Source organism: Paenirhizobium daejeonense (assembly GCF_014280875.1).
Classification (GTDB): Bacteria; Pseudomonadota; Alphaproteobacteria; order Rhizobiales; family Rhizobiaceae; genus Allorhizobium; species Allorhizobium daejeonense.
In genome coordinates this window covers 56,708-69,891 of sequence record NZ_JACLAL010000012.1, presented here as the reverse complement: position 1 = coordinate 69,891, position 13,184 = coordinate 56,708, and the positions used below count along the sequence as shown (strand labels likewise).

9 protein-coding genes are annotated in these 13,184 nt (G+C 61.9%); 2 read left to right on the top strand and 7 right to left on the bottom strand.

The genetic code is table 11. From position 1 onward, the window contains the following. Together H4I99_RS22440 and H4I99_RS22435 are read right to left on the bottom strand one after the other, a co-directional pair. Positions 1–924, bottom strand: a complete 924-nt coding sequence (locus H4I99_RS22440; protein WP_163897217.1) for an ArdC family protein — start codon at positions 922–924, stop codon at positions 1–3. A gap of 276 nt (positions 925–1,200) precedes the next feature. After that, positions 1,201–1,788: a hypothetical protein gene (locus H4I99_RS22435; protein ID WP_163897219.1), complete on the bottom strand. Its 588-nt coding sequence runs from the start codon at positions 1,786–1,788 to the stop codon at positions 1,201–1,203. On the opposite strand from H4I99_RS22435, the gene H4I99_RS22430 reads away from it, so the two are divergent. Next, positions 1,787–1,942, top strand: coding sequence for a hypothetical protein (locus H4I99_RS22430; RefSeq protein ID WP_163897221.1), 156 nt, complete (start codon positions 1,787–1,789; stop codon positions 1,940–1,942). The genes H4I99_RS22435 and H4I99_RS22430 overlap by 2 nt on opposite strands. Before the next feature lie 221 nt (positions 1,943–2,163). Here the strand turns inward: H4I99_RS22430 and H4I99_RS22425 are convergent, their stop codons facing one another. The 4 genes from H4I99_RS22425 to H4I99_RS22410 form a co-directional block, all read right to left on the bottom strand. Next, positions 2,164–2,484, bottom strand: a complete 321-nt coding sequence (locus H4I99_RS22425) for a hypothetical protein (RefSeq protein WP_163897223.1) — start codon at positions 2,482–2,484, stop codon at positions 2,164–2,166. Further along, positions 2,481–3,374, bottom strand: a complete 894-nt coding sequence (locus H4I99_RS22420) for a DUF7007 domain-containing protein (protein ID WP_163897225.1) — start codon at positions 3,372–3,374, stop codon at positions 2,481–2,483. The genes H4I99_RS22425 and H4I99_RS22420 overlap by 4 nt, the downstream gene beginning before the upstream one ends. Continuing rightward, the gene (locus tag H4I99_RS22415) at positions 3,371–5,128 is read right to left on the bottom strand and encodes a ParB/RepB/Spo0J family partition protein (RefSeq protein ID WP_163897227.1); all 1,758 of its coding nucleotides are present in this window, start codon (positions 5,126–5,128) and stop codon (positions 3,371–3,373) included. The genes H4I99_RS22420 and H4I99_RS22415 overlap by 4 nt, the downstream gene beginning before the upstream one ends. Positions 5,129–6,000: 872 nt before the next feature. Further along, positions 6,001–6,864, bottom strand: coding sequence for an AraC family transcriptional regulator (locus tag H4I99_RS22410; protein WP_163897229.1), 864 nt, complete (start codon positions 6,862–6,864; stop codon positions 6,001–6,003). Between the two features lie 73 nt (positions 6,865–6,937). Here H4I99_RS22410 and H4I99_RS22405 point away from each other — a divergent pair, with 73 nt between their 5' ends. Beyond that, a complete protein-coding gene (locus H4I99_RS22405; RefSeq protein ID WP_163897231.1) occupies positions 6,938–7,873 on the top strand; it encodes an NmrA family NAD(P)-binding protein in 936 nt (311 codons plus the stop codon). Between the two features lie 194 nt (positions 7,874–8,067). Here H4I99_RS22405 and H4I99_RS22400 read toward each other — a convergent pair whose 3' ends face one another. Continuing rightward, entirely contained in the window at positions 8,068–13,176 is a 5,109-nt protein-coding gene (locus H4I99_RS22400) for a helicase-like domain-containing protein (protein WP_163897233.1), read from the bottom strand. Between the last annotated feature and the right edge of the window lie 8 nt (positions 13,177–13,184).

The following is a 13,184-nucleotide window of genomic DNA, read 5'->3' as shown; positions in this document are numbered from 1 at the left end:
TCAGGCCGCAGCCTTGAGATCAGCTTCCGGCTGCAGGGAATGCAGGAAACTCACCGCGCGCTGCGCATGGGCCGCCGCCTGGAAGATGGCCCGCTTGTCGTTGGCAAGTATCGATAACCAGGACTGTAGGTAGGACGCATGATCGGGCCTCGGTTCGAGCTCCGGCGCGATGCCAAGATCGGCGCACAGGAAGCAACTGCCGAGCTCGGCGGTTAGCTCTTCACGAGCTCGTTCAGTTCTGTCCTTCGCGTATCGCGACAGGTCACGGCCGACGCGATGTTCTGCGGCCGTCCAGTGCGTCGCCTCATGGCTGAGGACGGCTGCGTATCCGGCCGCATCGCAAAACGCCTCGAATGGCGGCATCTGGATATAGTCCATGACAGGTGAGTAGTAGGCCTGATTGCCGCCGTGGCGGATAACCGCGCCGGTCGCTTTGAAGAAGCGATCGGCGCTCTCGATGCGCTCGACAGGATCACGCACGGTGGGTGGCGGAGCATAATAGGTGTCAGGCAGGCCATCGATCTGCTCGATATTGAACACCGAATATGCCTTCAGGAACGGGATTTCCCGGTCGACATCGTTGCCGCTCCCGTCGGCCACGGACTTGGTGAAGCGACTGGCGAAGACCACCGTCGAGCCCGTTTCGCCCTTCCGCACGGCACCGCCCAGTTCGAGCGCCTGCTTGAAGGTCATCCACATCGACGATGAAAATCCGCGGGACATCTGCTCCGACCAAAGGAGCAACACGTTCATGCCCGAATAGGGCATGCCGTTGTGGCGTACCGGCCGGGTGATCCGGCCACTGGTGTTAGCGGCGCTCCACGGCTTCATCCAGGGGCGCACGCCCTGTCCGAGATCCTCGACGATCCGCTCAGTAATCCGCGTGTAGATGTCGACGCGATCGGTTTCCGTTTTCCTGACCATGACTTCCTTCTCCTTTTCTCAAGACCGCGCCTGTCGCGGTCCGTCACGGAGGTCCGAAGCCAGGAGCCGATGGTGCGCCCATGCACCGGAACGGCCGCAACAGCGTGGAGGACGGCAAAGCCGTTGCATGGGCGCCCGGCTCCTGCAGGACCACCGGCCGGGACGGGACGCATAGGCACGTCTCCAGCTTTTCCTCCCAACATGAAAAATGGCCGGCGCTTGGAGGCGCCAGCCTAGGAAAAACTGAAAAGGGCGGGGTTGCCTCCGCCAATGGTGTCATCCGAGGGCCGCCATCTGAGCTTCGGCCGCCTTGCGGTCGAGCGAAGCGCCCGGGTTCTCGACCGGTCGGTCGAAGGGCTTCCAGGTTTCGCCGACAACCTGTTCGTAGGCCGTGACCGCCCCTTCGGCCGCCATCCGCAGCGCGTGGGACTGGACGCCCATGTCGGCCGCAAATTCCCGCTTGCGCTGGGCGGCGCTGTCGTAGCCGACCGGGCCGTCAAGATCTTCATCGCGGGCATCGTTCGATGCCTTGGCAGTTGCGTCGCGCGCTTCGGTAACGGCGCGGGAGTAGAACTGACCGGCGCCATGCGCCGATCCGACGAAGGCTCCGACGATCCGTTGCAGATGGATCTGCATGGCCTTTTCGCCAAGCCCTTCGGAGAGACTTTCGGCGGTCTCGACGATCAGCCGCTCATGCAGGCTGCGGATGCCATCGCTGTCGACGATAGCCGTGCCGAAGCTTTCGGCGATCTTGAGTGCTTGGGTCGCGTCGGGGCAGGAGAGGCGGACCATTTCGAGGGTGGTCCCTCGGCGGGATTGTGCTGATCGAGCGGTGGAGCGATTGGGGGTGGCGGGCGTGGCCATGTCTGTTCCTTCCGTGGCTGCCGAAGCGGTTCCGGCCCGTGCCGGTCTGCCCTTCGATGCGGACGACCAGGACCGGCAAAGGACGGGCGGCTTCACAGGTCCGGTCCGACTGAACCAGCAGGGCCGGTTTGCGGGCCAGCAGGTCTTGACCTGAGCAGACCGCGGGCCTGCCCTCGCGCAGAGAAGTTGGATCGGCCGCTCCGCGGCGCACCAGCGGCCTTGAAACGACCGGCCGCCGGTTCAGACCGCAACGAAAAGAAGGGCAGTCCGGCAAGGGTCGATATCAAATGCCAGCTGCAGGGAGGTAACATGGCCAAGCCCGCCATCCTCGGGGCCGCAAGGTGGTGACAAAGCACCCTCGCAGCTCACTCGGTATCAGGCCCGCCTATCCCGCGTGAGGCAAGCAGGTGCATCGCCATATCGTTCGAGCGCGTCGATGATCTGCTCCTGCAGGACCAGCCTGCATGTGAGCGTGTCGAGTTCGCCCCAGCGCTCAAAGACCAGACGATCGGCAAGCTCCTGATGATAAAGACGAGGGCCGGATCTGCGACGCGCCCGGCTCCGGACCCTTACCGTGATCGTCTGCCGCCCTGCGCGCGCTGCAATCTGCCGGGTCAGGCAATCGAGATGCCGCTGGGTCTCACGTCGGGCGCCGATTGCCTTCGCCAGCGGTTTCGGAGCGCGAACGTCTATCATGAGCCATCCCCCCGGCCTCGCCAGCCGATGAAGGAGGACGGCCCATGATATTCGGCGTGACGGTCGGGATCGATGACAAAGCCAAACCGGCCGCGCCCAGCATACTCGTCACTCTGCACCAAGAAGTGACGCTCATCGTCGTCAGAACTCCGGTCACCACCGACGACAGCCACGACCTCGGTCATGCCGGGGTATTGAACGGAGAGGATTGCCGAAGTGACGATATAGTCTGCCGCATGACACTGATCGAACACCCTTCGATCCCTGGCCCAGCTTTCTCCCTCGGCCAGCTTGGCGCCGTGGATCGCCTCCCAGGCATCCGGCCAGGTATTGCGGATGGTCTTTTCAGCCATAGCCCGCTCATATCCGGTGAACAGGTCTGGAAAGCTGAGCGCCACGATCGCCCATTCGCTGTCCTCTTCGTACCATGGGGTCTCCTTCCGAAGCAGCGGATGGATTTTGACATTGCGGTCGGCAGAGAGGTGAAAGCCTCCGTGGCCGGCCGTGCTATGGGCGACGATGCCCTCGGCATAGATGACCGCCATCTGTGAGCCGCCCCAAGGGGTGCTCGCAGACATGCGCGTCCGCACGCGGCTCAGCGCAGCGAGATCGCGTCTATGTGCGGCAGTCTCAGCCACGCGCCTCTGGAACTCGGCCTCGTCGGCCAGCCGGCCGTCGTGCCCGATGAAATCGGCGCGCGTCAGATCAGCGAGCGGCCGGCGAACAAAGACTGCGCTCGCGAGAAAGGCGAAGCCGCTGGACGATGTGACCATGGCGAGGACCAGATCATCGATGCGGGCGACGGGCAAGCCGTCCGCGCTAGTCGCAAACTCCAGCCCCGAAAAATCGGGGGTGGGTGCTGCTGCGTTCAACTTGAGGGCGGTAGTCATGCGGCCGCCCTCTGATCGAAATTCTGGTCGTGGCCATCGCCAGCCTCGACGTCGGTGTCATGCAGATCGTCCTGATCCGCATCCCCGTCGATCCGCGCCTCATGTTCTTCTCCCGGATCGCCAGCATCATTGCCTTCGTCACCCTGGGATCCCGCGCCGATGACGTCCGTGGCAGCACCCGAGCGGATCCAGTCCAGGAGCTCATCTACCGGCGGCGCGAAGCGACCGGATGGGTGGACGAAGTGTTCGCACGCGAAATGCTCGACGAGCGCAGCGCGGGTTTCCCGGACCTTTTGGCGCGGCTGGACCGATGCCTCTGTGCAGGACGTTTCCAGCGCCTGGCGCGACAGGCACAAGAGAAAATCTTCCGAGCCCATGTTTGGCAGGAATTCGTCTGCACCAATCGCCTCGCCGGCGATACGCGCGACCATGCCGCTGTTCGACATGCCGCGGCGGCACGAGAGCACATCGATCAGCACAGAGCGAACGGCCACCCGGAGGGTATCCCGATCGAAGACGAGCTTGCCATGCTCATCGAACAAGCCGACTGCATGCCGCGAGAAGCGCTTGCCGCCATAGAAGGTTCCGTCCGCACCGGAGTCGACACGAACGTTCTGTCCCGCAAAGGCCAGAACCATCAGCGCCATCAGCATGTCGTCCTCGATCGGCGCGCGGCCGAGCGCATCGTGCAGCGCATCCGTGCGATAGTCACCGATCATGTCGTGGCCCTTCTGCGTCACATCGGGTCGGGCCTTGGACGGGGCCATTGCGCCGGCATCCTCGCCGGGTTCAGCCAAGCCGTCACCAGCAGTGCCCTTTGGCTTCGCCGTCTCGGGCATGCGATAATGGACAGTCTGCACCTTGCCGTCGCGATCGAGGTACATCGCAGCGTGGTCGGATTTGGACGGCTTGCCGTAGACTTGGCTTGCCTTCTTCGGCAGTTCCGGTTGGCCCCAGCTGTTGACCTCGACGATCCCGCCCTTCTTCGGAAGGTTGCTCGTCATCCACTCATGCTGGGCGCCGAGGAAGCCTTCGACATTCGTGGTATAGCGACCATCCTGGTCGGCCGGTGCGAAGAGATCCTCGACCCACTCGATCCCGTAGGCCTGAGCGAGATCATCGCCAAAGCTCGCATCTTTGGCATACATGCGCTTCTTGGTCAGCGCGTTGGCAACCTGCCACCAGGGCGCGGTGTCACCCTTCTTCGGCTTGTGGGCTTTCCAGACCTCCTTCTGGTCGACCTGGCCGGCGGCCGCAATCACGCGCAGCTGTTGCTCGTTCGGCATATCGCCCAGCGCCATCTGTTCGAGCATGGCCGGAAGCACATTGGCAAGCAGGCGCAGCTTTCGGATCTGGCGGACGGGAAGGGCGAGAGCGACGGCGATTGCTTCCTCGGTCCAGCCGAGAGCCACGAGCCGTTCGATGCCGCGCCATTGGTCGACGGGATTGAGGGCTTCGCGAACGCTGTTCTCGACCATGGACCGCATCGCGCCGTTATCGTTGGCAGCGTCTGCGACGAGGATCTCGATTTCTTCGAGACCGGCGGCGATCGCGAGCCGAACGCGGCGATGGCCTGCGTCGATGATGTAGCCGTTACCACCATCAGCTTCGGGCGCGACAACCGGCGGCTGGACGATACCGACGGCCTTGATCGTGGCGAGCATCAGCGCATCCGCCTGCTGCGAAGACTTCGACTGACGCATCCGGTCGGGGTTTTCCTTTAGAGCACGCGGGTCAATCTTCAGGATCTGCATGGTATTTGTCCTTTCCGGGAGTTCCGGACCGGCGCCTTGCCAGCCCTTCCTGTCTTCATTTCTTCGAAGACATCTCCCGGACCGCCGAGCGGCCGGACTGCCGCAACTGCGGCCGAGCATCCCTGCTGCGCAGGACAAGCGGGGCTAACAGCCCTGCGAAGGACAAGCAGCCGGGATGACGCAGGCGGCGGTTGAGCGACAACGTCGGCAGGAGGACCGATCTGCGACCGGTTCATTCTTCCTGCTTTTCATTTTCAATCTTCACTTCTCAATTCGAGCCGACACTCGGAGAGGAGATTGCTGGCGATAGGCATACTTCGGGGAGAGGACTAGGTTCGACGTCCGAGAAGGGCGAGACCATCGGCGAGCATACGCTTCAAGATCATCTTCCTGGTTTCCGGTGAAGCAGGACCAGCTTCGGAGATAGCGGTAGCAGCACGCGGTGGATCAGCGGCCCCGGATGGCGAGACTGGGAGAGGCTCTTCGACGGCTGCGGCGACAACGACGTGCATGACCGTAGTTTCGTCCGATTTTACCGCGACGGTGACTTGCCCTCCGGAGCGGAGGCGGTCGACGCCCTTTTGAGCGGCCTCCTGCTCATCTTGAGCTTCGACCAGCGATGTCTGCGTCACGAGAAAAAATGGCATATGTTCCCACGAAGTTTTTCAATGCAGATCTCATTCGCAAAGGTGGCGCGGTCAAGGTGCAGCACCTCTTTGGCAGTCGCATCGGACACAAAAAAGGCGCTCGACCCGTGAGGGGAGCGCCTTCTTGTGTATCCCGGAACTATGTCGAACGCCGCGGCGATTGCAGCGAGCAGGACATCGTCTCATCGGGAAGTAATGCTCAGATATTATTGACGAAGAGCAATTTCAAGCCGCGATCGGAGATCCGGGATGTTTGATTGAACCAGACGCGCGCTCAGCGTTCAAGAGCCGATCGGCAAAGTAACGCGATGGCGTGGTGCCAAGCGCCTTCCTGAACATGACGATGAAGGCAGTCGTGGATTCATACCCTAGGTCGCCTGCCACCTGTTGGACTGTTGCGCCGCCCGCCAGTTCCCGCAGCGCGATGACGAGATGAAGCTGACGCCGCCAACGGCCGAAGCTCAATCCGGTCTCTTCGACCATAAGTCGTTTTAATGTTCGTTCACTGACGGCGACATGCTCAGCCCATTGGCCGAGGGTCCGCCGGTCGCTCGGATCTGCCAAAAGAGCCGCAGCAAGCGACGCGATCTTTGGATGAGTGGACACAGGCAGCTCCAGCCTCTCATGCGGCATCAACGCGAGTTCATCGAGCATGACCCGCACGAGGCGCTCGACATGATCGTCGGGAGCATCACTGTGCGATAGGTCCGCCACCCGATGGATCATCTCTCGAAGCATTGGCGATACCGAAAGCGTGCAGCATTCAGCTGGGAGTGCGGCCGCGCCAGGCTCGACGAACAGGTATGTCAGACGAGCATTAGGCGTAACCTGATTGCTGTGAGGAACGCCACCGGGGACCCAAAGCCCGCAGTCGGGCGGAACGATCCAGACCCCGCTTTCCGCGGTGCACGTCACGGCGCCGTGAAGTGCCAGGATCAGTTGACCCTGCGGGTGCTGGTGCTGCACCCCCTCGGCTTCATAATCGGCGAAGTCCACTCTGAACGCCATCGCCGGCCCATGCGATAGGCTCAGATCGATGGCGGTACTGCACGTTGGCTTCATCGAAGGTTGGCCTGATTTCGAGATCATATGGCATTATCTCCACTTTCGCCCACGAAGCAATGCGTTAAGAATCGGCTCAACAAACTGTAGGAGATGAGCCATGCGTATCGCTGTGGTTGGTGCGACCGGCAGGATCGGCGCCAGACTGACCGAGAACCTCTTGGCCAAAGGCCATTCGGTCAAAGCTCTATCGAGAGGAGGGCCTGCCCTCGATGCACTTGTCGCAAAAGGCGCGGAAACGTTCATTGGCAGCTTCGACACAGGTGATGGTGAGCTTGGCAGGTTCTTCGAAGACGCTGACGCTGCGTTCCTGATGGTCAAAACCCTTTGGGCGGCGGAAGATTTTCATGGGCACTACCCTGCTGTAGCGCTTCGCTTTTTCGACGCACTTCGGGATTCCCCCGTGAAACTTGCCGTAAGCCTGACTGCCATGGGATCCGAGCTCAGCGGAAACACCGGCCATTTCCAGGGCTTCTATATCCTGGATCAGATCCTCAACCGGTTACGCGGCATCAATCTAGTGCACCTGCAAGGTGGCTGGTTCATGGAGGACCTGTCCAGATGGGCGGATGCGATCGCGCAGCACGACAGAATCGGCTTTACGCTTGCCCCCGACGTCAAAGCGCCCTGGGTTTCCATTCCGGACCTTGCGGATTTCGCGGCTAAGGAATTTGACTCTCCACCTGACCATCACCAGACGGTCAAGCAATTGGGCATCGACTACACGATGACGGAGATCGCCGCGATGATCGGCCGCGCACTCGGTCGAGAGGTGGATTATCGCTTCGTTGATCCGAGTGACCGTGAGGTTGAAACGGTATTCCGGCAGAGGTTCGGGACGCTCGATCGGTGGGTCTATGATAAGAACACCGCGGCGGCTCTGAACGATGGGCGTGTCAAGTTCCGCGATGATCGTCCGGCATTGCCTACGACAATGAAAGAGTTCGTCACGGACACCCTCAGACCGCTGATCGAGAAGGCGCGCACGGAGGGCCTCAAGCCGGAGACCTTCTTGACGTGGAGCTCCCAAAGATAATGCTGGGTTAGATCTCGACGAAGAACAAAAAAAGGGCCGCCGGCAAAAGCCGCGGCCCATGAAGTGTGGAGATCGAAAACCTCCAGAGGGGAACAGCTGCTGCGACGGAACTGGGAGGTGACCGTCATGTGCATCAGCTAGCGGCACTATGCCCGGATTTTGACCAAATGGAAAACATTTATTGTGCAACGCAGCTATGCAGCTGCCGCGACGGTGTCCTTGTCCAGACCTTCCGCCAGCTGAGCCTCGATTGCCCGCAACTTCAGCCGCTTTTCCTTGAGGTCGTCTGCGAACGGGAAAGCGCCTCCGTCTCGGGACCGGTATGACACCAATCGCCGCTCGGCCTCTTCAAGCCGCCGGCGATACTGGTTCTGTTCCACATAGAAGCCGCTGAGAGCGTGTTCCAAGCGTGATATGGCGCCGAGCGGTGTGACGGTGATCGCCAGATCGATTTCGTAATCGGCGCCGGTGCGGTGAAGCAGCGTCTCATAACGATAACCATCGCCTTTGCCGAAGCGCTCACCCTCATAGACAAGGTCGAAGCCACCAATCGTCCCCAGATGCACCTCGCCCTCTTGCCGCAACTGCAGAAGCGTGAGGATCTTGTTCATCAGCGCGCGACCCGCTTCCTTTCTCTCAGCATGGCTCTCGCCGAGCACCGTCATGCTGAAGGCCTCGCCGCCTGGCGGCTTAAGCCGCGCGATATCCTGGCCGATCTCGGCGATACGCCGGGTCGAGACCTCGATCTCTCGCTCTGCATCACGCATCTGCCGACGAACGGCATATTGATCGTCTTCGTGGGCAGCACGCAATCGTTCAAGCCTCGCGATGTCGGACTCCAGTCCGGCCTTCTGCATCAGCCGCTCGTCGCCGGAGGCGATGGCCTTGGCCATCGCGAACTGGTTGGCAGCTCCTTCGCCGATGTCCTCCAGCCGCCGGATCGACGTGTCGCCGGAAAGGGCGGCGGCAATGAATCGCGCCTTGCGCTCATTGTTCTGCCACATAGAGGCGTCCAGCGAGCCTTCCGTGGCGTAGGCGTAGATATCGACCTCCTCATGCTGGTTGCCCTGGCGGACGATACGTCCCTCACGCTGTTCGATCTGCGATGGCAACCATGGCACATCGAGATGGTGGAGCGCTTTCAGGCGAAGCTGGGCGTTGACGCCGGTGCCCATCGTCTCCGACGAGCCGATCAGGAAGCGGACCTTGCCGGCGCGGACATCGCCGAAGAGTCGCTGCTTGGCCTCGGTCTTTTTATAGTCCTGCATAAACGCGATCTGCGCGGCGGGCACGCCAAGCCGCATCAGCTCATCGCGGATAAAGCGATAGGCCGAGAAACCACGCGATTTCTCGACATTGATCGTGCCGAGATCGGAAAAGATCATCTGGGCGGCGCCCAGGAGATCAAACTCCTTGCCGTCAGGCCGCTGATACACGGCCTCGCCGGTTTCCTTCCAGATCCGGTGAGCATTGCGGACCAGCAGATTGAGCTTGTTGTCCGCCTCATTGCCGGCTGCCGGCATGACGAAGCGCAGGTCGATCGCGGCATGGCGTCCATCGGTGATGACGGAAAGCAGGATATCGTCGCCGGGTTTGGCCGGCCCCTCGCGCTTCTCGATCGCCTTGATCCGGCCATCAAGCATTTGCTGATAGGTCTTGAACAATGCCGTCGGCTTGGCCGTCAGGATCTGTCGGCGTCCGGTCGAGAGGTTCGGAACTTTCACATATTGCCTGAGATCGTCGGGCATAACGACATCGGCGAAGGTCCGGAACATGGCGATCAGTTCGGGGACATTGACGAAGGAGGCGAAGCGGCTCACCGGCTTGTATTTGCCGGATGGCTGGATTTCGAGCTCTGTCGTCGTATCGCCAAAGCAGGAGGCCCAGGCATCGAACTCGTGCAGCCCGCGCTCGGCAAGGGCGGCATGACCGAGCAGGCGCTGGATCGAGAACATTTCTCCGAGCGTGTTGGTGATCGGCGTACCGGAGGCGAGGACCAGCGCCCGGCCGGGATTGCGTGTCTCGATATAGCGGGATTTGACGTAGAGATCCCAGGCGCGCTGCGACCCATTGGGATCGATGCCCTTCAGCGTCGACATGTTGGTGGCGAAGGAAAGCTTTCGGAACTCCTGCGCCTCGTCGACGACGATCTGGTCGATGCCGATCTCGGAGATGGTCAGCAGGTCGTCCTTGCGAGTGGCGAGTCCCTCCAGACGCTCTTGCAAACCTTCCTTGAGCCGCTCGAGGCGCTTGCGCGAGACGCGATCCTCGCTGTCGACTTTGGTCAGCAGATCCTCATGGAGCTGCAACTCGTCCTGGATCATCGCCTGTTCAAAGGTGGAGGGAACCGCGATGAAGCGGAAAGCGGAATGGGTGATGATGATCGCGTCCCACGTGGCGGTCGCCGCGCGCGACAGGAACCGGGCGCGCTTGTCCTTGGTAAAGTTGGTCTCGTCGGCGACGAGAATACGGGCATTCGGATAGAGCGCCATGAATTCGCGCGCGGCCTGCGCCAGGCAATGGCCTGGGACGACCAGCATCGCCTTGGCAATCAGGCCGAGGCGGCGCTGCTCCATGATGGCCGCGGCCATGGTCATCGTCTTACCGGCGCCGACAGCATGGGCGAGATAGGTCGAGCCATCGGCGATAATCCGCCAGATACCGCGTTTCTGGTGGCCGTAAAGAACAAAGGCGCCAGAGGCGCCAGGAAGTTTGAGGTGGGAGCCGTCGAATTTGCGCGGCGCGATATTGTTGAAGCGGTCGTTATAGTCGCGGGCCAACCGATCAGTGCGGTCGGGATCGGTCCAGACCCAGTCCTGAAAGGACTGTTTGATCCTCTGCAGCTTGTCGCGCGCCGCTTCGGTGTCGACGACATTGAGGACACGGCGCTCGCCATCGACGTCCCTGAACACATCGAAGATCTGTGGGACCCGGCTGTTGAGCGCATCGGCGAGCAGATCGCCGGCATGGCGGCGGCTCGTTCCCCACTCCGATGTCCCGGCGGCGCTATAGCCCAGCTGACGCGCCTCCACCGTCCAGGACCCGAGCTCCGGCATATGGTGGATGCGGATGTCCGCCTCCATCTTCTCTTTGACGAAGGCGACGACATCGGCGGCCGGGATCCATGGCGCACCGAGGCGAGCTGTGATGTCGGAGGGCCGAAGGTCTGCCGGCTGGACATCAATCAAGGCGCGGACATTGCGCCGATAACCCGGATCTAGCTCGGCTGCCGCCTGTGCGGCGGCGAGCTTGGTGCGGACGGCGCCGGAAAGATACCCGTCGGCTGTCTGCCACGATCCATCGGCCGGGTCACGGAAGATGGCTTCGCCCAACTCGTCGATCACATCAGCTGGATCGCTATGGAGCAGCTCGGCGATATGGTCGATATCGACATGACCGCGTTCATTCAGCACGACGGCAAGCGCATCTGCCGGCGACGTGATCGTCGGCGCCGCAGGCGGCGCGATCACGCGGTCGGAAAAGATCGGACCGGGCTTTGCCGTGTCGGTCTCAAGATCGTAATCCTCGATCGAGGCGACCAGCCAGCAATCCGGATCGTCGCGAAACGGTGCAAGGTTCGGCTGGCGGTGGGTCTCCCTGACCTCGCCCGTTTCGGCATCCTCCTGGATTGAGACGGTGGTGTGATTGATCGGACCGAAGTCGCGGACAAAGCTCGACCAGGCGATACGCAACCTGACCTGAAGATCGCGCCAGGGACGATCGGTCTCCTGCGCCTTCAGGACCTCGCGCACGGCTTCGCGGATTGGGATCAGCTTCGAAATGATCCGGACGTGCTTTTCCGAGATCCCGTCGCCGGCGCGGCCCTTGCGGACGGTAACCGGCACGGCCGCGCCATCGAGCATCTGCATCAGGCCCTTGGAACGGTCGAGAAAGAAGCTGCCCTCGCGGACACGCACGTCCTTCGGCGGCAGGTCGACGATCTCGCCGAGTTCATCCTCCAGGTCGATATCGATGGGCGTCGGCTCGCCGTCATATAGATTGGCGGGCAGCAGCTCGATAGCAGCAGCAAGGGCGGATTCAAGATCCTCATCACCGCGCGGCTGGCAGGTGTAGGTCTCGCCAAATGGCCCCGAGGTCAGAGCGTGGGTGCCGAGAACAAAATCGGGGTGCCGGGCAAACCATCTGTTCACGCGGATTGCACCGTCGTCGTCTGTGGCCGGCCTGACCGCATCGACATCGAGCCACATCTGATCGCCTTCCGGCTCGCCGAGCTTGCGCTTGGGGAAGAACAGGATGTCAACGACGACGTCAGTGCCGGAGTCGCGGCGAAAGCTGCCCTCTGGCAGGCGGATCGCCGCGATCAGGTCGGCGGACTTGGCGATATGCTCGCGGGCGGTCGTATCGGCCTTGTCCAGCGTACCATGCGATGTGACGAAAGCTGCGAGCGCGCCGGGCTTTAGAAGATCGATCGACCGGGCAATGAAATAATCATGTAGCCGGAGACCGAGCGCCCGATAGGCGCGGTCCGAGCGAACTGTCCGATCGGAGAAGGGCGGATTGCCGATGGTAAGATCGTAGATCGGTGCCAGATTGATGCGGGCAAAGTCGCCGTTGATGATCCGGGCCTTCGGCTGCAGCAGGCCAACGATACGGGCCGTGACTGGATCGAGTTCGATCCCGGTGACGTAGGCAGCTTCGCGATAGCGCTCGGGCATCAGGGCCGGAAAGAGGCCCGTGCCGATGCCCGGTTCCAAAATACGGCCGCCGCGCCAGCCGAGCTTTTCGATCCCCGCCCACATCGCCCGGATGATGATCTCCGGCGTGAAATGCGCATACTGGGTACAGCGCGCCAGCGACGCATAGTCCGCCTCAGAGACCGCTGTTTCGAGCAAAGAGCCGAGGTGATCCCAACCTTGCCGGAAATCGACCTCACCCGGAGGGCGAAACATACCGTTGGCCAGCTCGCCGGCGCCAAAGCCGGTGAAACGGATTAGCTGCGCCTGCTCCTTCGGTGTTGCGGGGCGGTCCTGCTTTGCAATGCCGTCGGCGACGAGGATCGCGGCAACATTGGCGCGGGCGCGATCCTTCCAGGAGGTGCCCAGCGCGCGGTCACCGTCGAGATAGAAGTTCGTCCGATGTCCTGTCCGTCGGACAGGCGTGGCAGAGACGGGGAGGGCAGGGGCTGATGCGGGCGGAGTGGGATCTGGATCGTCGTCGTTGGCGGCATCCGGCGAGAAGCCACTGAGGTCAGTAACACCGAGCCCGAGGCCTGATGAAAGCGTGCTTGAGCCGAACAAGTCGAAGGTACCAGCATTATCAAGTGAAAAAGGGTCGTTGCTCATCTGGAACT

Excerpts from the sequence above, each read along its gene's own strand:
- H4I99_RS22430 (WP_163897221.1), top strand. The coding sequence starts at position 1,787 with ATGTCTGTTCCTTCCGTGGCTGCCGAAGCGGTTCCGGCCCGTGCCGGT.
- H4I99_RS22410 (WP_163897229.1), bottom strand. The coding sequence starts at position 6,864 with ATGATCTCGAAATCAGGCCAACCTTCGATGAAGCCAACGTGCAGTACC.
- H4I99_RS22415 (WP_163897227.1), bottom strand. The coding sequence starts at position 5,128 with ATGCAGATCCTGAAGATTGACCCGCGTGCTCTAAAGGAAAACCCCGAC.
- H4I99_RS22425 (WP_163897223.1), bottom strand. The coding sequence starts at position 2,484 with ATGATAGACGTTCGCGCTCCGAAACCGCTGGCGAAGGCAATCGGCGCC.
- H4I99_RS22440 (WP_163897217.1), bottom strand. The coding sequence starts at position 924 with ATGGTCAGGAAAACGGAAACCGATCGCGTCGACATCTACACGCGGATT.
- H4I99_RS22435 (WP_163897219.1), bottom strand. The coding sequence starts at position 1,788 with ATGGCCACGCCCGCCACCCCCAATCGCTCCACCGCTCGATCAGCACAA.
- H4I99_RS22420 (WP_163897225.1), bottom strand. The coding sequence starts at position 3,374 with ATGACTACCGCCCTCAAGTTGAACGCAGCAGCACCCACCCCCGATTTT.
- H4I99_RS22400 (WP_163897233.1), bottom strand. The coding sequence starts at position 13,176 with ATGAGCAACGACCCTTTTTCACTTGATAATGCTGGTACCTTCGACTTG.
- H4I99_RS22405 (WP_163897231.1), top strand. The coding sequence starts at position 6,938 with ATGCGTATCGCTGTGGTTGGTGCGACCGGCAGGATCGGCGCCAGACTG.